20 protein-coding genes are annotated in these 19,066 nt (G+C 58.8%); 9 read left to right on the top strand and 11 right to left on the bottom strand.

What is annotated here, in order from left to right; genetic code table 11:
• Positions 1-29: 29 nt before the first annotated feature.
• The 4 genes from murJ to rimJ form a co-directional block, all read right to left on the bottom strand.
• On the bottom strand, positions 30-1,565 hold the full coding sequence (murJ, locus tag ACMGGK_RS09475) for a murein biosynthesis integral membrane protein MurJ (RefSeq protein WP_028127483.1): 1,536 nt from the start codon (positions 1,563-1,565) through the stop codon (positions 30-32).
• 106 nt (positions 1,566-1,671) lie between these two features.
• Positions 1,672-2,592, bottom strand: coding sequence for a Gfo/Idh/MocA family protein (locus ACMGGK_RS09470; RefSeq protein WP_420276848.1), 921 nt, complete (start codon positions 2,590-2,592; stop codon positions 1,672-1,674).
• Positions 2,585-3,232: a YceH family protein gene (locus ACMGGK_RS09465; RefSeq protein WP_016927422.1), complete on the bottom strand. Its 648-nt coding sequence runs from the start codon at positions 3,230-3,232 to the stop codon at positions 2,585-2,587. Before ACMGGK_RS09465 ends, ACMGGK_RS09470 begins: the two co-directional genes overlap by 8 nt.
• A 9-nt stretch (positions 3,233-3,241) precedes the next feature.
• Complete coding sequence (gene rimJ / locus ACMGGK_RS09460) at positions 3,242-3,826, bottom strand: ribosomal protein S5-alanine N-acetyltransferase (RefSeq protein ID WP_028127485.1); 585 nt, start codon at positions 3,824-3,826, stop codon at positions 3,242-3,244.
• A gap of 346 nt (positions 3,827-4,172) precedes the next feature.
• Here rimJ and mdtH point away from each other — a divergent pair, with 346 nt between their 5' ends.
• The 5 genes from mdtH to ACMGGK_RS09435 all read left to right on the top strand — a co-directional run bounded on the left by mdtH (position 4,173) and on the right by ACMGGK_RS09435 (position 8,864).
• The gene (gene mdtH, locus ACMGGK_RS09455) at positions 4,173-5,378 is read left to right on the top strand and encodes a multidrug efflux MFS transporter MdtH (protein ID WP_143778212.1); all 1,206 of its coding nucleotides are present in this window, start codon (positions 4,173-4,175) and stop codon (positions 5,376-5,378) included.
• Positions 5,379-5,451: 73 nt separating this feature from the next.
• Entirely contained in the window at positions 5,452-5,700 is a 249-nt protein-coding gene (locus ACMGGK_RS09450) for a hypothetical protein (RefSeq protein WP_016927419.1), read from the top strand.
• Positions 5,701-5,827: 127 nt separating this feature from the next.
• Complete coding sequence (grxB, locus tag ACMGGK_RS09445) at positions 5,828-6,475, top strand: glutaredoxin 2 (protein WP_049299174.1); 648 nt, start codon at positions 5,828-5,830, stop codon at positions 6,473-6,475.
• A 32-nt stretch (positions 6,476-6,507) separates the two neighbouring features.
• A complete protein-coding gene (locus ACMGGK_RS09440) occupies positions 6,508-8,148 on the top strand; it encodes an ABC1 kinase family protein (protein ID WP_143778213.1) in 1,641 nt (546 codons plus the stop codon).
• Between the two features lie 152 nt (positions 8,149-8,300).
• Positions 8,301-8,864 (top strand): lipoprotein, encoded by a 564-nt coding sequence (locus ACMGGK_RS09435; protein ID WP_016927416.1) that lies wholly within the window; start codon positions 8,301-8,303, stop codon positions 8,862-8,864.
• 57 nt (positions 8,865-8,921) lie between these two features.
• Here the strand turns inward: ACMGGK_RS09435 and yebF are convergent, their stop codons facing one another.
• From yebF to cspE, 5 genes are all read right to left on the bottom strand, one after another.
• Entirely contained in the window at positions 8,922-9,281 is a 360-nt protein-coding gene (gene yebF / locus ACMGGK_RS09430; protein WP_016927415.1) for a protein YebF, read from the bottom strand.
• 70 nt (positions 9,282-9,351) lie between these two features.
• On the bottom strand, positions 9,352-9,660 hold the full coding sequence (gene yqfB / locus ACMGGK_RS09425; RefSeq protein ID WP_004927562.1) for a N(4)-acetylcytidine aminohydrolase: 309 nt from the start codon (positions 9,658-9,660) through the stop codon (positions 9,352-9,354).
• Positions 9,661-9,699: 39 nt separating this feature from the next.
• Positions 9,700-10,023 carry a YebG family protein gene (locus tag ACMGGK_RS09420; RefSeq protein WP_016927414.1) on the bottom strand — a complete coding sequence of 108 codons (324 nt, stop codon included), beginning with the start codon at positions 10,021-10,023 and terminating at the stop codon, positions 9,700-9,702.
• A gap of 88 nt (positions 10,024-10,111) precedes the next feature.
• Positions 10,112-11,494: an ATP-dependent RNA helicase DbpA gene (gene dbpA / locus ACMGGK_RS09415; protein ID WP_350024215.1), complete on the bottom strand. Its 1,383-nt coding sequence runs from the start codon at positions 11,492-11,494 to the stop codon at positions 10,112-10,114.
• Between the two features lie 147 nt (positions 11,495-11,641).
• Positions 11,642-11,851 carry a cold shock-like protein CspC gene (gene cspE / locus ACMGGK_RS09410; RefSeq protein ID WP_004927572.1) on the bottom strand — a complete coding sequence of 70 codons (210 nt, stop codon included), beginning with the start codon at positions 11,849-11,851 and terminating at the stop codon, positions 11,642-11,644.
• A 246-nt stretch (positions 11,852-12,097) separates the two neighbouring features.
• On the opposite strand from cspE, the gene purT reads away from it, so the two are divergent.
• Entirely contained in the window at positions 12,098-13,276 is a 1,179-nt protein-coding gene (gene purT / locus ACMGGK_RS09405) for a formate-dependent phosphoribosylglycinamide formyltransferase (protein WP_049299172.1), read from the top strand.
• Positions 13,277-13,310: 34 nt separating this feature from the next.
• On the opposite strand, the gene ACMGGK_RS09400 is transcribed toward purT, so the two are convergent.
• Positions 13,311-13,550: a YoaH family protein gene (locus tag ACMGGK_RS09400; RefSeq protein ID WP_028127488.1), complete on the bottom strand. Its 240-nt coding sequence runs from the start codon at positions 13,548-13,550 to the stop codon at positions 13,311-13,313.
• Between the two features lie 70 nt (positions 13,551-13,620).
• A complete protein-coding gene (locus tag ACMGGK_RS09395) occupies positions 13,621-14,622 on the bottom strand; it encodes a glycosyltransferase (RefSeq protein WP_028127489.1) in 1,002 nt (333 codons plus the stop codon).
• 522 nt (positions 14,623-15,144) lie between these two features.
• Here ACMGGK_RS09395 and pabB point away from each other — a divergent pair.
• From pabB to sdaA, 3 genes are all read left to right on the top strand, one after another.
• A complete protein-coding gene (pabB, locus tag ACMGGK_RS09390) occupies positions 15,145-16,518 on the top strand; it encodes an aminodeoxychorismate synthase component 1 (RefSeq protein WP_049299170.1) in 1,374 nt (457 codons plus the stop codon).
• Positions 16,515-17,093: a CoA pyrophosphatase gene (locus tag ACMGGK_RS09385; protein WP_049299169.1), complete on the top strand. Its 579-nt coding sequence runs from the start codon at positions 16,515-16,517 to the stop codon at positions 17,091-17,093. Before pabB ends, ACMGGK_RS09385 begins: the two co-directional genes overlap by 4 nt.
• A gap of 446 nt (positions 17,094-17,539) precedes the next feature.
• Positions 17,540-18,904: an L-serine ammonia-lyase gene (sdaA, locus tag ACMGGK_RS09380; protein ID WP_004927589.1), complete on the top strand. Its 1,365-nt coding sequence runs from the start codon at positions 17,540-17,542 to the stop codon at positions 18,902-18,904.
• Positions 18,905-19,066: the final 162 nt, after the last annotated feature.

Genomic DNA, 19,066 nt, shown 5'->3' with positions numbered 1-19,066 from the left:
GGCGACCTTTTTTTGTTCTTGCATTCGACTCAGGCGACGCGGCGCGCAAAATCACGCGGGCGGAAGCCCAACCCGGCCAGCACGCCAAAGTAGGCCACCACACCGGCCACCACCACCGCAGCCAAACGCAGCAAACGTTCCAGCATATTGCCCTGATCCCAAGCCGGCATCAGCCACATCACGCCAATCAGCACCGCCGACATCGCCAGCACGGCGATCACCAGCTTAGTGAGGAACAGCGCCCAACCCGGCTGTGGCTGGAAAATCTTCTGCTTGCGCAGCTGCCAATACAGCAGCGAGGCGTTCAGGCAAGCCGCCAAGCCGATCGACAGCGCCAGGCCGGCATGCTTCAGCGGACCAATAAACGCCAGGTTCATCACCTGCGTCATGATCAGCGTGATGATAGCGATCTTGACCGGCGTTTTGATGTCCTGCCGCGAATAGAAGCCCGGCGCCAGCACTTTAACCACGATCAGCCCCATCAGCCCCACCGAGTAAGCCACCAGCGCGCGTTGCGTCATCGCCGCGTCAAAGGCGCTGAACTTGCCGTACTGGAACAGCGAGACGGTCAACGGTTTGGCCAAAATGCCCAGCGCGATGGCGCTCGGCAACGCCAGCAGAAAACACAGGCGCAGCCCCCAATCCATCAGGCGCGAATACTCGTCGTGGTTGCCGCTTGAGAAGCTTTTGGCCAGCGACGGCAGCAGGATGGTGCCTAATGCCACACCCAACACGCCAGAAGGAAATTCCATCAGGCGGTCGGCGTAGTACATCCAGGACACCGAGCCGGATACCAGGAACGATGCGAAGATAGTGTTGATGATCAGCGATATTTGGCTGACCGACACCCCAAGGATCGCCGGCCCCATCTGACGCATTACCCGCCAGACTCCGGCATCGCCCAATTTGAGGCGCGGCAGCACCAGCATGCCGATCTTGCGCAGGTGCGGCAGCTGGTAGCCCAGTTGCAGCACGCCGCCTACCACCACCGCCCAGGCCAGCGCCAGCACCGGCGGGTGGAAATACGGCGCGGCGAACAGCGCGAAGCCAATCATGCTGACGTTAAGCAGCGTTGGCGCAAAGGCCGGGATCGAGAAGCGGTTCCAGGTATTGAGGATCGCCCCCACCAGCGACGCCAGCGAGATCAACAGAATATAGGGGAATGTGATGCGCAGCAGCGCCGACGTCAGGGCAAACTTGTCGGGCGTATCGGTAAAGCCCGGCGCGGTGAGATAGATAACCCAGGGCGCGGCCAACATCCCCAGTACCGTCACCACCGCCAGCACCAGCGTCAGCAGCCCGGAGACATAGGCGATAAACGTGCGTGTCGCCTCGTCGCCCTGCTGGCTTTTGTATTCGGCCAGGATCGGCACGAAGGCCTGCGAAAACGCGCCTTCGGCAAAGATACGGCGTAACAGATTCGGGAGTTTGAACGCCACGAAGAAGGCGTCCGTTGCCATGCCGGCCCCGAACACCCGCGCGACGATCGCATCGCGGGCAAAGCCCAACACCCGCGAAAACATCGTCATCGAGCTGACGGCAGCCAAGGATTTGAGTAGGTTCATGTGGTTGTCTGATAGGTACCGTAAATATCAACGCCTGCAACAGCAGGCGTCAGTGAAACAATCGGCTCAGTTTACGCATCCGGAAAAGAATAGCTACCGCCATATGTTACATAGAGTTATCCCGTAGCAAACGCTCGACCACCCGCTGGGCAAACAGCGCCTGTTCGCCGCCGGTTTCCGGCGCGCTCTGATTGGCGACGGCATCAAGGAAATGCCGCACCGCACCGTCGAAGCCGCGTTGCACCAGCGTACTTTGCCAGCCCGGCACAGGTTGTTCCAACTCGCCCTGCGCATCTTCACGCAGCCAGTGGCGCATATCGGTCAACTGATACAGCGCGCCGTCGGTCACCGCCTGCACGCTTTCGCGCTGGCTGCCGCCGCGGCGATGCATGCTGGTCGTCACCTGCGTGTCGCCGCAGGCGAAGTGGTGCTCGGCGTACAGCATTTTGCCTGCGGCGTTGGCGCGCACGCTGCCGCTCAGCAGTTGCTCGCCTCCGCCCGCCAGCCACAGCGCCGTGTCCACCACATGCAGGTAATCATCCAACAGGGTAAAACGCAGATCGCGCGGGCCGACGCTGTCCGCCCGATGTTTATCCATGCGAATGGAGGCCGGCTGATTCATTTGCTGCTTGAGCTGCCGGTAAAGCGGTGCGAAACGGCGGTTGAACCCCACCATCAGCGTTTTGCCCCGCCGCTCGGCCAACTCAAGCAACTGCTCGCCCTGCTCCAGCGTCTCCGCCAGCGGTTTATCGACGTAAACGTGCACACCGCGGTTCAGCAGCTCGCCTATTACCGAAAAATGGCTGGCGGTGCTGCTGTGAACAAAGACCGCGTCGCACTGTTCGGCCAGGCTGTCCAACCGAGAGAAACAGGCCATGCGGTAGCTGTCGCACAGCGGCTGCGCTTTTTGCTGATTGGGCGAAAAACCGCCCACCAGAGTCCAATCCGCCGCCTGACCGAGGATTGGCAGGTAAGCCTTCTGCGCGATACTGCCCAATCCCACCACGCCTACACGCAATTTAGTCATTCGCATCCCTCACCAACAGGTGTTGCAACTGCCGTTTCAGTTCCGCCACTTCGCTTTCCAATGCGCTAACCCTGGCGCTCAGTTCGCCGTCGTCCTCGGGTTCGAACGCCGCGGGCGGCGCTTCATCAATCTGGCCGCTGAACAGATGCATGAATCGGCTTTCGCGCTTGCCCGGCTCACGCGCCAGGCGCACCACGAACGGGCCATCTTCTCGCGTGGCCAGCTGTTGCAACACCTGTTCGACTTCGCTGACATCGCTGAACTCGTGCATCCGATTGGTACGGGTGCGCAGCTCGCCGGGCGTTTGCGCGCCGCGTAGCAGTAAGGTGGCGATCACCGCCAGTTCGGCGGGCGAAAGTTTCAGTTGGCCGAACTCGGAGTTGCAAAACCGCTGTTCGTACTTCACTACCCGGTTGCCGAACCCGCTGAGGGTGCGCAGGAAATGTTTGCGCAGCAACAGATCGAGGAGCTGCTGCACTTCGCTTTCGCTCAGATCCATCACCGGTTCACGGTTGGTTTTTTGGTTACATGCCAGCGTAATGGCATTCAGCGAAAGCGGGTATTGATCCGGGGTCGTGACCTGTTTTTCCAACAGGCAGCCGATAACCCGAGCCTCTCTGGCGTTCAATTCATATTTCATCGTTTGGCCTCAACGTGGGGGGAGCCACTCTTTATTGGTGTATGCCGTCAAAACGTGGTCTTGCCACTGGCCGTCGATCAGCAGGTAATCCTTGGCGTAACCTTCGCGTTCGAATCCCAGACGCGTCAGCAATGCGCCGCTGCGCTGGTTGTGCGGCATATAGTTGGCCATGATGCGGTGCATGCGCTGTTGGCGCAGCATATAGCGGATGGCGGACTGCAAGGCTTCGAACATCAGCCCCTGTCCCTGCCATTTCTCCCCCAGCGAATAACCGAGGAAACAGGCGTGAAACGAACCGCGCAGCACGTTGCTGAAGTTCGCCACGCCGCGCACTTCCTGCTCTTGCGGATCGAGCAGGATAAAATAGTAGGCGCTGCCCTGCTTTTGCATTTCAGCGATCATGCCCAGACGCGCCTGCCAGCCGGAAGGATAACAGTGGCTTTCGTCGCGCACCGGCTCCCAGGGTTTGAGAAAGGCTCGGTTCTCGGCATAATAATCCGCCAGACGATAGGCGTCCCGTTCATGCACTAAACGGACCACCATCCGGTCGGTAGTAAGACGTACTTTTGGCGATGCAGAGCGGTAGCCGAACATCATTTCCCCCGCAGTCAAAACGGTTCGATAAGAAGTATTTATTGGGAAGTCGCATGGTTAATTATCCGGTGCCGATCTAATGCCATGACTTTATTTAGCCAATAGCGCCTCAGAACCGCACTTCCCTGCATTCAATATAACCGTAGCCCGCCCTCGAGGTAAAATCCCGGTCGCTCAGTAAATCACCGAATACGCGTTTTACAGCGTTTTTCCGCCTATTTTGCAGCGCAAGTAACACCTTGACGATAAAAAAATATTATCTACTCCGCCCCTGTCGCCGTCCGGCAATTGGGTAGAGAATGGTGGGGTTGCCTTCCCCCTCTCTCTTAATTGCTCATGGTGATGCATGTCTCTGGTGTCGCAAGCGCGCAGCTTGGGTAAATATTTTCTGTTGCTCGACAACCTGCTGGTGGTTTTAGGCTTCTTTGTCGTGTTCCCGCTTATTTCGATCCGCTTTGTCGATCAATTAGGATGGGCGGCGCTGATCGTCGGCATCGCGCTGGGTTTGCGCCAGCTGCTGCAACAAGGGCTCGGCATCTTTGGCGGCGCCATCGCCGATCGCTTCGGCGCCAAGCCGATGATCGTCACCGGCATGCTGCTGCGCGCCGCCGGTTTCGCTACCATGGCGATGGCGGATGAGCCTTGGATCCTGTGGTTCTCCTGCGCGCTGTCCGCCCTGGGCGGCACGTTATTCGATCCGCCGCGCACCGCTTTGGTAATCAAGTTGACCCGCCCGCATGAACGCGGCCGTTTTTTCTCGCTGCTGATGATGCAGGACAGCGCGGGTGCGGTGGTCGGCGCGCTGCTCGGCAGTTGGCTGCTGCAGTACGATTTCCACTTTGTCTGCTGGATGGGGGCGGCGATCTTCGTGCTCGCCGCTGGCTGGAACGCTTGGCTACTGCCGGCTTACCGCATCTCTACCGTGCGTATACCGATGAAGGAAGGCATGCTGCGGGTCGTGCGCGATCGCCGCTTCCTCACCTATGTCCTGACGCTGACCGGTTATTACATGTTGGCGGTACAGGTGATGCTGATGATGCCGATCGTGGTTAACGAAATCGCCGGCTCACCGGCGGCGGTGAAATGGATGTATGCGATTGAAGCGGCGCTGTCGTTGTCGCTACTCTATCCGCTGGCGCGTTGGGGAGAAAAACACTTCCGGCTTGAGCAGCGCCTGATGGCGGGCCTGTTGCTGATGACGCTCAGCCTGTTGCCGATCGGTCTCGCCACCAGCTTGCAGGGCGTGTTCACGCTGATCTGCTGCTTCTATCTGGGATCGATCATCGCCGAACCGGCGCGCGAGACGCTGAGCGCTTCGCTGGCCGATCCACGTGCGCGTGGCAGCTATATGGGCTTCAGCCGCCTTGGTCTGGCGCTGGGTGGCGCGTTAGGTTACACCGGCGGCGGCTGGATGTACGATACCGGACGGACGATGAACATGCCGGAGTTACCCTGGTTGCTGCTTGGAGCCGTGGGCTTCGCTACGTTGCTGGCGCTGTACTGGCAGTTCAGCCCGCGGCGCAGTGCATCGATGATGCTGCGCGGCGGTTAACGCCATAGAAATCCGGCCGAATCGGCAACAGCTGCTATCCTGTTAGTAAAAACACCCACAGGAGCCCGTCGGCATGAACGAAGAAGCAAAATTACCGCAACTACTCGAACATATGATACTGAACTTGCGCATGATTTATGCGCGTTCCACCCTGGTGGAAAAGGCTCTGGCCCATATCCTCGCCAGCGACGCCGGCCTGAAAAACGATATTATCAAACAGCTGCAGGTCGTCACTGCCACCAACGAACGTGACAAAATCGACTTGGAAGAAGCTCGCATTCACCTGATCGATGTGCTCAACTCGGTACCGGCCAAGAAATAACGCCCCCTAGCCCGCGCCGGTGCGCGGGCAATATCGCAATAACGCACCATCCAACACACGCACGTCAAGACAGCCTCGATAAGCTGTGGTAACTATTGCTGTTAAAACCTGACAACCCGGAGCAAGCATGAAACTGTTCATTTACGATCATTGCCCATTCTGCGTTAAAGCCCGCATGATTTTCGGCCTGAAACGTCTGCCGATTCGCCTGGTCACGTTGCTCAACGACGATGAGACGACCCCGCTCAACCTGATCGGCCAAAAAATGGTGCCTATCCTGGTCAAAGACAACGGCGAAGCGATGCCGGAAAGCCTGGATATCGTACGCTATGTCGATAACCTGGACGGCAAGCCGGTGCTGACCGGCCGCACCAACCCCGCCATTGCCGAGTGGCTGCAGCGGGTCGGCGAGTACAGCGCAAAATTGCTGTTGCCGCGTATTGCGCATGCCGATTTCGAAGAGTTCGCCACCGACAGCGCCCGCCGTTATTTTATCGATAAAAAGCAGGCGTCAATCGGTGATTTCGCCGAGCATCTCGCCAACAGCGCCGATCTGATCGCCCAGCTGGAGGCCGATCTGCAAACCCTGTCACCGCTGATCGTCTCCGCCGAAGCGGTAAACGGCGAGCTGTCCGAGGACGATATCCACCTGTTCCCGCTGCTGCGCTCGTTGTCGATCGTCGCCGGGGTTGCTCTGCCGGACAACGTGGAAACCTACCGCAACCGCATGGCGCAACGCAGCGAAGTGCCGTTGCTGCTGGACATGGAACAATAACGTTTGAATAACCCAAAGGATATGGCGTACTGATGCTGAAAATGGTGCTCGCCACCGCTCGCGATCGGGCGCGGCTGAAGGAAATTACCTCCGTTCTGATTCGTTACGGCCTGCAAGACGTTCTGCGTCTGCTAGGCCTGGGGGCTTTGCTGCGCGGCGCCCGCGCTGAACCCGCCCAATTGGACGCACAAACCCTGCCCGAGCGGCTGCGCGAAGCGCTCGAGGCGCTAGGCCCAACCTTCGTCAAATTCGGCCAGATCCTGGCCACGCGTTCTGACCTGTTGGATCCGGCCTGGACCGACGAACTGGATCGCCTGCACAGCCAGGCGGCGGTGCTGCCATGGGAAACGCTGGCGCCGCAGATCGTTGCCGATCTCGGCGATGATCCCGAGCAACTGTTTGCTGAATTCGATCGCACACCGCTGGCGGCGGCGTCGATGGCGCAAATCTACCGTGCGCGCCTGCACAGCGGCGAACAAGTGGTGGTGAAAGTGCTGCGGCCCGGCCTGGCGAAAACCATTCACGCCGATCTGCGGCTGCTGGCCTCGCTGGCGGAAACCGTAGAGCAGCAGAGTCAGGCGCTGGCGCGCTATCGACCACGGCAGATGGTCAGAGCGCTAGCGACGGCGCTCAATCATGAACTGGATTTGACCCATGAAGGGCATAACTGCGATCGCGTCGCCGGCATGTTCGCGCGTGAACCCGACGTGGTCGTGCCCAAAATCTATTGGCAATGGTCTTCCCCACGTCTGTTAGTGCAGGAGTACTTGCCCGGCACCGCGCCGGAGAACCCCCGGCAGTTGGCGGAAGCGGGCTTTGACGGCCCGCTGCTGGCGCAGCGCGGCGCCCGCGCCTTTATGAGCATGGTGCTGGAGCACCGGCTGTATCACGCCGATCCGCACCCCGGCAACGTGATGGCGCTGAGCGGCGACCGCGTCGGCTTCATCGACTTCGGCATGGTGGGCCAGCTGTCCGAACGGCGGCGCAACCAGCTGCTCCTGCTGCTGCAGGCCATTGCCGAACGTCAGTCCGAAGGCATCGTCAACACGCTGATCGCCTGGTCGGACAGCGAGCCGCTGGATCTGATGGATCTGGAGCTGGCGGCGCAAAACTTTCTCGACAAACAGGCCGCCACCACCCTGACGTTGGGCAAGGCTCTGACCGACCTGCTGGTGATGGCGCGTGAACACCAGTTGGCGCTGCCGCCCGATCTGGTGCTGCTGTTCAAGGCGTTAATCACCGCCGACGGCGTGCTGCACCGATTGGATCCGGCCTTCGACATCGTCGCCACCCTCAAACCGATGCTGCAACAAACGGTGCTGCAACGCTATGCCCCTGACGCCGTGCGCCAGCGGTTGTTGGCCCTGGGCGGGGAAGCGCTCGACGCCGGGGAAGAACTGCCACAAACCCTGCGGCTGTTGGTGCGCCGCCTAAAACGCGGGCAGCTCAATGCCGATATCAACGTCAGTAATCTCGGCCAGTTGAGCAAGGCGTTGGAACGCGCCGCCGTCACCCTGGCTATCGCCATTGTCACCGCCGCTTTTGCCCTGGGCCTGGCGCCTTATCTGATGCACTCCTCACTGCAGCTGTGGGGCATTCCGCTGTTCCCGCTGTTGGGGGGAGCGGCCTGCCTGGCCGGCGTGATCCTCTTGGCGCTGCGATTGCGGCGCTGACGCTTTCGGCGTTATCCGATAGGTGTCGCCCGCTTTTGCGCGCACTATCCTCTGCACATCGCCGCCTGCCGTTTTCACGCGCAGGCGGAACGTTTATAATGATTAATCAATTATCTGCAGCACTTTTCGCCAGCAGTCGCAATGAGGCATTAATGAAGAAGATCCTGATGGGCGCAGCCGCCCTGCTGTTCGCCGGCGTATTGGCCGGTTGCAATCAACTGACCCAGTACACCCTGAGCGAGCAGGAAGTGAATGATTACCTGCAGAAACATAACGACTACCAGAAGCAGATCGGCGTGCCCGGCCTGCTGGACGCCAACATCGTGCTGACTCAGTTGCAAAGCCAAATCGGCCGCAGCGAACCGGGTAAAGTCACCCTTTCCGGTGACGCCAAGGTCAACATCACGTCGATTCTCGGCCCGCAGACCGCGGATCTGAAGCTGACGCTGAAGGCGCAGCCGGTCTACGACCGGGCGCAGGGCGCCATTTTCCTGAAGGACATGGAGCTGACCGATTACAGCGTGCAGCCGGAAAAAATGCAGACGGTAATGAAAGCGCTGACGCCGTATCTGAACCAGTCGCTGAAATCCTACTTCGACCAAAAGCCGGCTTATGTGCTGAATCCTGACAACAGCAAAACCGAAGCGCTGGCGAAAAAACTGGCGAAAGGGTTGGAAGTGAAACCGGGTGAATTGGTGATCCCATTCAGCGACTGACACCGTCTGAGGACATTAAGCCCGCCGCTCGGCGGGCTTTTTATTGCCGGGAAAGCGTTACTGCGGGGCGCTGTAGGCGATTTCACCGGTGTTGCAGTTGAGCGTCACGTTGTAGGTTTTATCTGCCTTGGTGCCACGCACCGTCAACGGCACCTGCCATATCTGATCCTTGCCGCTGATGGCATCCGGGCTAACCCAGGCGATCGGCGTTGCGGTGCCCAGCAGCTTTTTGTCCGACTCCCAGCGCGTAATGCGGTTCTGCAAGAAGTCGCGCTTGACCTGGGCGGCGATATCCGCCGGTTGCAGACCCGCACACTGGCCTACCTTGGCGGCGCGCTGTTCGTGATCCTGCGCCCACACCGCCGTCGATGCTCCCATCATGGCCAACAAGGCGATAGCCAAACCCGTTTTTTTCATATGTCCTCCCGTTGTGATTAGCGCTATCCGGGCGCCCATCCCTGGCTCACAACAGGGCGTCGGCAAAGAGTTACCGTTTGACGAACTCAATGACAAACAGCGCATCCAGGCCCGGATAGATTTCCTTGATCACCTGCTTCAGTTCGCCGAGCGACATGTTCTCCTGCTGCGCGTGGCGTTCGGTCAGCGCATCCAGGCGCACCGGCGTTACCGACAGCACTTCGATAAAGCAGAAAAATACGCCGTCCTCATTGCGACTGACGCGCAATACCTCGCCCGGTTCGAAGTGCGACTCACTGGCATCCCGAATGGTGATGGTTTTGCGCCCGGCCAGAATGTCTTGCTCAAAGCGGCTGAAGAAAGTTATTTCACGGCTCATTTTAGATCCTTTTTCATCACAACACCGCAACATAAGTCATTATGCCGCCTGCTTTTCTGACGCAGATCCCTCTTTTGGGTTAGAGGCCGCTTTTTTCGCTTTGCTTTCCGCCGGTTTCTTGAGGGTTTCCGCCGGCGATGCGCCGCGCAGAATCAGACCCAGCGCATCTTTATTTTCCGCCAGGAAGAAGCTCAGCCCTTCGCGCTGTTCGTCATCCAGGTTCAGCGGCGCCTGCAGCAGCCACTCCCCAAGGTTGTCCGCCAGATCCAGCATTTTGTCGTAGGCGTCGGCTTCTTTCTTGCTCGCGAAAGTCATTTTTTCCTCACCGTTTCTCACCACCACATATTTAACTTCAACCGCCATGCGTGCGTCCTCAAATACTCAAATCACTGTAATTATGTACAGTATAAATAGATCGTGGCGGGAAGGCAAACCGCCGCCCGCCTTCGGCTTATTTCAGCAGCCGCACCTTGCAGCTTTTGCCTTTGATTTTGCCCTGCTGCAACTGTTGCAGCGCCTTGCGCGCGCTGGCTTTGCGGATCGCGACGTAGGCATGCACCGGGAACATGTCTATCTTGCCCACTTCCGCCGCCGTCAGCCCGGCGTCGCCGGTCAGCGCGCCAAGGATATCGCCGGGACGAATCTTCGCCTTGCGGCCGCCGTCGATGCACAGCGTCACCATTTCCGCCTCCAGCGAGCCGTTGGCCGCCCCGCTCAGCTCGGACACCGGCGACCAGTGGACGCTCATCTGCAGATAGTCTTCAATCGCGTGCGCACGCGCCATTTCCTGCGGCGTGCACAGGCTGATCGCCAGCCCGCTCATGCCGGCGCGGCCGGTGCGGCCGATACGGTGCACATGCACTTCGGGATCGAACGCCAGTTCGTAGTTGACCACCAGCTCCAGCTCTTTAATATCCAGCCCGCGTGCGGCGACGTCGGTCGCCACCAATACCCGGCAACTGCGGTTGGCGAAACGCACCAACACCTGGTCGCGGTCGCGCTGTTCCAGATCGCCATGCAGCGCCAGCGCGCTGATGCCGCGGGCCTCCAGGGCCTCAAGCACCGTCTGACAGTCGCGTTTGGTATTGCAGAACACCACGCAAGACGCAGGTTGATGATAGCGAATGGCCGACACCAGCAGCGCTGGGCGCTGATCGCGCGTAGTCTCATAAAAGCGTTGTTCAATGGAGGTCTGCGCTTCGCCATCGTCCACCTCGACGCTTAGCGGCTGGCGTTGAACGCGCGCGCTGATGCGCTCGATGCCTGCCGGGTACGTGGCGGAAAACAGCAACGTCTGACGTTGCGGCGGCGTATAGCTGATCACATCGTCGATGTCGTCGGCGAACCCCATGTCCAGCATGCGATCGGCCTCATCCAACACCAGCACCTTCAGCTCGTCCAGCTGCAGCGTTTTCTTGCGCAGGTGTTCCTGGATACGGCCCGGCGTCCCCACCACGATGTGCGGCGCATGCACCAGCGAATCGAGCTGCGGCCCCATCGGTTGGCCGCCACACAGCGTCAGAATTTTGATGTTTTGCGTGAAACGCGCCAAGCGACGCAGCTCTTTGCTCACCTGATCGGCCAACTCGCGGGTGGGACAGAGCACCAGCGCCTGTGTGGCAACCTGAGTAACGACGATGTTATTCAGCAAGCCAATGCCAAATGCCGCCGTTTTGCCGCTGCCGGTTTTCGCCTTGGCGCGCACGTCTCGCCCTTGCAGGATAGCGGGCAACGCGGCGGCCTGCACCGGCGTCATTTCGGCGTACCCCAGTTCGTTGAGGTTGGCCAACTGTTCGGCTGGCAGCGGCAGGGAAGAAAAAGAAACTGTGCTCACGGCGATAACTCTTATATGACGAATGGAATGGCGGCGCGCCCGCAGGTTGGCGCCGAATCAGCGGTAAATGATAACAGAGATGGGCGGCGTTACGGGCTGCGGGCATAAAAAAACCCGCCGGCGGCGGGTTTCTTGGCAACGCAGTCGTTAAATCGCAACGACGTTGGCTGCGGCAGGGCCACGTTGGCTGTCCTGGATGGAGAATTCAACCTGCTGGCCTTCAGCCAGGGTCTTGAAACCATCGCTAACGATAGCGGAAAAATGAACGAAAACGTCTTTAGAACCGTCGGCAGGCGTAATGAAGCCGAAGCCTTTGCTTTCGTTGAACCATTTAACGTGACCAGTGATCTTGCTCATTTGTGTTTCCTTTACTTGATAAACCTGCCTTGACGGCACGAGACGCGAAAACCTTGCTATATATAGGCCTTCTTTCGCCGTCGCTTATTAACGCACAATCGCCCAGGCAGGGCAAATATTTCTGCTTGTTATAAAAACAGTAAGTTAGCAACAAACCTGGCGTGGCGGCTGTGAACGCAATCGTTTTCGTATATACTGCCCGCCGATCATCAATCCGCTTACTTTCACCGATCCAGGTACGAAACTATGTTAACGATTGGAACCGCCCTGCGTCCTTCCGCCACCCGCGTCATGTTGCTCGGCTCCGGGGAGCTGGGTAAAGAAGTCGCCATTGAATGCCAGCGCCTCGGTCTGGAAGTGATCGCCGTCGATCGCTATGCCGACGCCCCCGCCATGCATGTGGCGCACCGCAGTCACGTCATCAATATGCTGGACGGTGACGCGCTGAAAGCCGTTATCGAACAAGAGCGGCCGGACTATATCGTTCCCGAAATCGAAGCGATCGCCACCGCCATGCTGGTCGAACTTGAACGTCAGGGCCACCGCGTGGTGCCCTGCGCCGAAGCCACGCGCCTGACCATGAACCGCGAAGGCATCCGCCGTCTGGCGGCGGAAGAACTTGGCCTGCCCACCTCCAGCTACCGCTTTGCCGACAGCGAAGCGACTTTCCGGCAAGCGGTCGAACACATCGGCTACCCGTGCATCGTCAAACCGGTGATGAGTTCTTCCGGCAAAGGACAAAGCCTGATCCGCACGCCTGAGCAGCTGCAAAGCGCCTGGGATTACGCGCAACAGGGCGGACGCGCCGGCGGCGGCCGGGTGATCGTCGAAGGGTTGGTAAGATTTGATTTTGAAATTACGTTGCTGACCATCAGCGCCGTGGACGGCGTACATTTCTGCGAGCCGATCGGCCATCGTCAGGAAGACGGAGATTATCGCGAATCCTGGCAACCGCAGCGCATGTCAGCCACGGCGTTGAGCCGTGCTCAGGCTATCGCGGAGAAGGTGGTGAAAGCCCTGGGCGGGTTCGGACTGTTCGGCGTGGAGCTGTTCGTCTGCGGCGACGACGTGATCTTCAGCGAAGTGTCTCCGCGGCCGCACGATACCGGCATGGTTACGTTGATCTCACAGGATCTGTCCGAGTTCGCCCTGCACGTTCGCGCGTTTCTCGGGTTGCCGATTGGCGCCATCCGCCAGTTCGGCCCTTCCGCTTCAGCGGTGATCCTGCCGCAGCTCACCAGCAGCGATGTGCGTTTCAGCAGCCTGGAAAATGCGCTGCGCGGGCACAACCAGCTGCGCCTGTTCGGCAAACCGGAGATCGCCGGGCAGCGTCGCCTGGGCGTGGCGCTGGCGACGGCGAGCACGACGGAACTGGCGGTGGAGCAAGCGAAACAAGCCGCCGCCGCCGTGGCGGTCAACGGCTGATACTCACGGGGCCGCTTGCGCGGCCCCGATAACGTCAATAGTCTTCGTCTTCTTCAGCATCGTCATCCTGTGACGCCTCCGGTGCGGCCTCATGCTGCTCGTCTTCATCATCGAACAGTACCGCAACCTGAGCGCCCTGATGCTTCTCGCGAATTTCCTGCGCAACGCGAGCAATGGCCTCACCGCTGCTCATGCCCTGCTCCATCAGTTGATGGATGCGATCCGCCGCTTCCTGCTGCTCCGCGTGATTCAGTAATGGCATACCTGCATGCATGTGTCGTTCTCTCCGGCAAAAGGGAGAAGGAGTATACGCGCTAACGCGGCGGATCCCAACGTCTGGTGCCTCAGGCCGGTTGCGAACAGCCGTTATCGTTGCGCCACTGCTTTAGGCGATGCCGCCACAGCATGACATGCCACCCCTGCTTCAGGCCGCGCGCGTTGGCGAACATCGCTCTGTCGATGCCGCGCTGATAGAACTCTTCGGTGATCTGACTCTGAGCGGCCGGTTCCGGCTCACGACGAATGCTGTGGCAAATGCCCAGCGCTTCGCGTGTGATTTGCCAATGGAAAGCCGGACGAATGGCGACAGTGCCCGCATAGCGCTGGTTGAGCCGCTCCAGCATTTCGACGATTTTCATATAGTGGCGTTGATACTCCACGTTCGCCTTACCGATGCGGCGACGGTTACTGATCGACTTGTCGTGCACCCGTTGACGGTACAGCGGCGTACTTAAATATTTGACCCGTTTGGCATTAAACATGACTTCCGTCGTCCAGGGAATATCCTGGTGATGTAATCCCGGCTCGAAATAAAGCCGATGCTGGCGAATAAAGTCGAGGCGATATATTGCCAGCCATACAACGTGAATAAACTTTCGCGATTTCAGCGCACGTTCAAACCACTGCACGCCGGTGATAACGTCGGTGGTGCGCAAACGCGCCTCAGGAAAAATCAGCTGCAATTCATCTTGGCTGGTAAAATAGCGTTCGCCATTACATTGCATCACGTCTAATTGATGTTGTTCCGCCTGTTCCAGCAGCGTGGAATACATCTCCGGCGCCAGCAAGTCGTCGGCATCGGGAAACGCCACATATTTGCCTTGGGCAACGGCAAGCCCGGCATTACGCGCGTTAGAAACACCGGCATTGGCCTGATCGATCACACGAATATGCGGATGTACCGCCGCGTAACGGTGTGCGATCTCTCCCGAACCGTCAGTGGAACCATCATTGACGATGATCACCTCCAACCGTTGCTCACGCTGGGCCAGCAGCGAGGCCAGGAAAGGCTCCAATAACTCCCCCGCATTGTGCATCGGGACGATCACGCTCAGCATTAACGACATAGTCAGCTCTTCAATGATAATGTAACAAAATAATAATTTTATTTTTCTAAAAGACTCATTCGGTCAGCGTACGCTTGGGATAGGCGTGAAACCTGCAAATTCCCGCGGTGACTAATGGGACCGAACCGGCCTTTCTTTCTCAAACCAGCGCCAGAAAAGCGCTGAGTAATTAAGCCATTAATTCCAAAGGGCGGCGACGTTGGCTAAAATCGGGCATAACAACATCCCTCCCGCTTCTAATAACAAGCAGAAATAATAAATTTATGAAATTAACGAATCTTTTTTTATATTTCTCGGGTATTGCGCCCTCGATAAATAGGCTTCCAGTGCATTTGATGTTAAATTTTTAACATATCGAAGTATAATCAATGGCGCAAAAAATGCCTTATTTCAGGTTTATTGAACTGCCGTTTATGTGAACTGTGCTACATGTCGCGCATGGCAAAACATGCATGACGTGACCGTCTATGGCACACTAGCCGCCAGATATCGCCGTCCTCACAGCCAGGTTTATTGACGTTCATGAGCGTAACCGCCCCAAACATAAAATCTTTGCCCTACAGCCGCCGTGCCCTGATGACGCTTTTCGCCCCGCTTTCATCGCAACCTTGGGCGATGCTGCTGCATTCGGGCTTCGCCGACCATTCGCATAACCGTTTCGATATCCTGGTCGCACAACCGCGCGTTACACTCACCACCCACGGTGCCGGCACGACAATTGAAAGTGACAGCGTCACTATTCAGTCCCAGGAAGATCCGTTCTCCCTGCTGCAGCAGCAACTGGCGGCGCAAGGCTGGCAGCCGGCGTTTAATCCGGACCTGCCGTTTCAGGGCGGAGCTCTGGGGCTGTTCGGCTACGATCTCGGGCGCCGGGTGGAAACCCTGCCGCAGTTGGCCGAAGCCGACCTCGCCTTGCCGGATATGGCAGTGGGCATTTATGACTGGGCAGTGATCGCCGACCACCAATTGCAAACCCTGACGCTGCTCAGCTATGGCGATGTCGAGCAGCGCTGGCGCTGGCTCAATAGCCAAACTGCGCCTACAGAACGCCCTTTCACGCTGCTGAGCGACTGGCGCGCCAATATGAGCCGGCGGCAATACGGCGAGAAGTTCCAACGTATTCAGCACTACCTGCGCAGCGGCGACTGTTACCAAATTAATCTGGCACAACGGTTCTCCGCCGACTATCTGGGGGATGAATGGCAGGCGTTCTGCCGCCTGAGCGCCTGCAACCGCGCGCCATTCTCGGCCTTCCTGCGCTTGCCGCACAACAGCGTACTGAGCGTCTCTCCCGAGCGCTTCCTGTGGCTGGAGCAGCAACGCATCCAAACCCGCCCGATCAAGGGCACGCTGCCGCGGTTGGCGGACGCGGAACAGGACGCCGCGCAGGCTCGCCGTTTGGCCGATTCACCCAAGGATCGCGCTGAAAATCTGATGATCGTCGATCTGCTGCGCAACGATATCGGCCGCGTCGCCCAACCAGGCAGCGTACGGGTGCCGGAACTGTTCGCCGTGGAGCCGTTCCCCGCTGTGCATCACCTGGTGAGCACCATCACCGCGACCCTGCCAAACCATACCTCGGCGGCCGAACTGCTGCGCGCCTGCTTCCCCGGCGGTTCGATCACCGGCGCGCCCAAGGTGCGAGCGATGGAAATCATCGAAGAGCTGGAGCCGCAGCGCCGCAACGCCTATTGCGGCAGCATCGGTTACCTGAGCGCCTGCGGCACCATGGACACCAATATCACCATTCGCACGCTCGTCACCGAAAACGGTCGCATCCACTGCTCCGCCGGCGGCGGCATCGTGGCGGACAGCCAGGAGCAGGCGGAATACCAGGAGACCTTCGACAAGGTTGGCCGCATTTTACCGCAGCTAGGGGAGTATGCCCTGTCGTGATCCCATCGAACTCACCGGCCTCACTGCGCGCCTTTATCAGCCGCTTTCAACTGCAGCTGCCGCAGGCGACGCAGATTTCGCACAATGTGCGCCCGGCGGCGGTGCTGATCCCGATCGTCTGCCGCGCCGAGCCGACGCTGCTGTTGACCCGCCGTGCCGACTCGCTGCGCAAACATGCCGGTCAAGTGGCCTTCCCCGGCGGAAAAACCGACGCCGAAGACGGATCGGCGATCGTCACGGCGCTGCGAGAAGCGCAGGAAGAAGTGGCGATACCGCCGCAAGCGGTGACTGTCCTCGGCCAAATGGCGCCGCTCGACAGCAGCACCGGATTTCAGGTTACCCCTATCGTCGGCCTCATCCCGCCGGACGTGCAGTTCCACGCCAATGAAGGCGAAGTGGCGGATGTGTTCGAGATGCCCCTGCGGGAAGCGCTGACCCTGTCGCGTTACTATCCGCTGGATATTCATCGCGCCGGCCATACCCACCGCATCTACCTCTCCTGGTATCACAGCCAGTTTATCTGGGGGCTGACCGCCGCCATCATTCGGCGCCTGGCGCAACAGGTCAGTATTTAGCCCGCATTACGTGATCTGACTCGCAATCTGGCACGGTTGCCGGCCTCCGCGGCGGGTAAAGCGATCGATATCACTTCATTTGATCGCTTTTTCAACTACCGTTCCGTTTGAATGGTTTTAAAAAAACTGTAAACCCTCTCTTAAACCTTACGAAATACCTGTAAAATACCACCGTCCGAGATAAACCACTGTAGAAACAGGGATTAAGCCGGCGGCGTTCAGCACGGAAAGCTGGCGCGATTACCGTTAATGGAGCTTGGGCGAAAGCGGATACCCCGCACAAGGGTTCGCCCCGGGTAATCAGTAAAAAAAGCGACACCAAGGATTATTTAATTTCATGCGAAAAAGGCAGCTGAACCCGCACGGCCCTTTTACAATATCGCTGTTCCCTGCGCGGTTTTTGACCGCCGCAGCCATAACAATACGTCTCTTTAAGGAGTTTTAGCGTGATTAGCGTTTTCGACATGTTTAAGATCGGCATCGGCCCGTCCAGCTCTCATACGGTTGGACCGATGAAAGCCGGCAAACAGTTTGTCGACGATCTGGTAAATAAAGGCCTGATGCCTTCTATCACGCGTGTTGCCGTAGACGTTTACGGCTCACTCTCATTGACCGGCAAAGGTCACCATACCGATATCGCCATCATTCTCGGCCTGGCCGGCAACATGCCGGACACCGTCGATATCGATAGCATTCCGGGTTTTATTCGCGATGTAGAACAACGTCAACGCCTGATGCTGGCCAACGGCCTGCATGAAGTCGATTTCCCTCGCGACGGCGGCATGGTCTTCCGCAGCGACAACCTGCCGCTGCACGAAAACGGCATGCAGATCCACGCCTTCGCCGGCGATAAAGAAGTGTACAGCAAGACCTATTACTCTATCGGCGGCGGTTTCATCGTCGACGAGGAGAATTTCGGCAAGGCCGCCGAGCAAGAACTGCAAATGCCATATCCGTTCAACTCCGCGCGCGAAATGCTCGACCACTGCCGCGAGACCGGCCTGTCGCTGTCCGGCATGGTGATGCAGAACGAACTGGCGCTGCACAGCAAGCAAGAGATCGAGACCTACTTCGGCAACGTGTGGCAAACCATGCGCGCCTGTATCGATCGCGGTCTGAACACCGAAGGCGTACTGCCGGGGCCGCTGCGCGTACCGCGCCGTGCCTCCGCGCTGCGCCGCATGCTGGTGGCGTCGGACAAACTGTCCAGCGATCCGATGAACGTGATCGACTGGGTCAATATGTTCGCGCTGGCGGTTAACGAAGAAAACGCCGCCGGCGGCCGCGTGGTCACTGCGCCGACCAACGGCGCCTGCGGCATCGTGCCTGCGGTGCTGGCTTACTACGATCACTTCATCGAGTCCGTCAGCCCGGATATCTACATCCGCTACTTTATGGCGGCGGGCGCCATCGGCGCGTTGTACAAGATGAACGCCTCCATTTCCGGCGCCGAAGTCGGTTGCCAGGGTGAAGTCGGCGTTGCCTGCTCCATGGCGGCGGCCGGTCTGGCCGAACTGCTGGGCGGCAGCCCTGAGCAGGTCTGTGTGGCGGCGGAGATCGGCATGGAACACAACCTGGGTCTGACCTGTGACCCGGTCGCCGGCCAGGTGCAGGTGCCGTGCATCGAGCGCAACGCCATCGCCTCGGTCAAGGCGATCAACGCCGCCCGCATGGCCCTGCGCCGCACCAGCGAGCCGCGCGTTTCGCTGGATAAGGTGATCGAGACCATGTACGAAACCGGCAAAGACATGAACGCCAAGTACCGCGAAACGTCACGCGGCGGCCTGGCAATCAAGGTGCAATGCGACTGACAGACAACCCCGCCATCCGGCGGGGTTTTTTATGGGTAATCAATTCATTGGCCGCTTTTTGTGACAATGTCACCAGAAAAAATCCTGCATTTCTCTCATCGATCCGGCGGTTAGCCTGCAAATTGACCTTCTGTTTTGCCAAATCGAAATAATTTACTGAGT

This window comes from Serratia sp. BNK-33-b (genome assembly GCF_048684565.1).
In the GTDB taxonomy this organism is placed as follows: Bacteria; Pseudomonadota; Gammaproteobacteria; order Enterobacterales; family Enterobacteriaceae; genus Serratia; species Serratia marcescens.
This window is presented reverse-complemented; position numbering and strand designations above follow the sequence as displayed.

Coding starts and splice junctions, on each gene's coding strand:
- pabB (WP_049299170.1), top strand. CDS start 15,145: ATGAGCGTAACCGCCCCAAACATAAAATCTTTGCCCTACAGCCGCCGT.
- murJ (WP_028127483.1), bottom strand. CDS start 1,565: ATGAACCTACTCAAATCCTTGGCTGCCGTCAGCTCGATGACGATGTTT.
- mdtH (WP_143778212.1), top strand. CDS start 4,173: ATGTCTCTGGTGTCGCAAGCGCGCAGCTTGGGTAAATATTTTCTGTTG.
- ACMGGK_RS09440 (WP_143778213.1), top strand. CDS start 6,508: ATGCTGAAAATGGTGCTCGCCACCGCTCGCGATCGGGCGCGGCTGAAG.
- ACMGGK_RS09400 (WP_028127488.1), bottom strand. CDS start 13,550: ATGCATGCAGGTATGCCATTACTGAATCACGCGGAGCAGCAGGAAGCG.
- cspE (WP_004927572.1), bottom strand. CDS start 11,851: ATGAGCAAGATCACTGGTCACGTTAAATGGTTCAACGAAAGCAAAGGC.
- ACMGGK_RS09435 (WP_016927416.1), top strand. CDS start 8,301: ATGAAGAAGATCCTGATGGGCGCAGCCGCCCTGCTGTTCGCCGGCGTA.
- purT (WP_049299172.1), top strand. CDS start 12,098: ATGTTAACGATTGGAACCGCCCTGCGTCCTTCCGCCACCCGCGTCATG.
- ACMGGK_RS09420 (WP_016927414.1), bottom strand. CDS start 10,023: ATGGCGGTTGAAGTTAAATATGTGGTGGTGAGAAACGGTGAGGAAAAA.
- grxB (WP_049299174.1), top strand. CDS start 5,828: ATGAAACTGTTCATTTACGATCATTGCCCATTCTGCGTTAAAGCCCGC.
- yqfB (WP_004927562.1), bottom strand. CDS start 9,660: ATGAGCCGTGAAATAACTTTCTTCAGCCGCTTTGAGCAAGACATTCTG.
- ACMGGK_RS09465 (WP_016927422.1), bottom strand. CDS start 3,232: ATGAAATATGAATTGAACGCCAGAGAGGCTCGGGTTATCGGCTGCCTG.
- rimJ (WP_028127485.1), bottom strand. CDS start 3,826: ATGTTCGGCTACCGCTCTGCATCGCCAAAAGTACGTCTTACTACCGAC.
- ACMGGK_RS09450 (WP_016927419.1), top strand. CDS start 5,452: ATGAACGAAGAAGCAAAATTACCGCAACTACTCGAACATATGATACTG.
- ACMGGK_RS09395 (WP_028127489.1), bottom strand. CDS start 14,622: ATGTCGTTAATGCTGAGCGTGATCGTCCCGATGCACAATGCGGGGGAG.
- ACMGGK_RS09470 (WP_420276848.1), bottom strand. CDS start 2,592: ATGACTAAATTGCGTGTAGGCGTGGTGGGATTGGGCAGTATCGCGCAG.
- yebF (WP_016927415.1), bottom strand. CDS start 9,281: ATGAAAAAAACGGGTTTGGCTATCGCCTTGTTGGCCATGATGGGAGCA.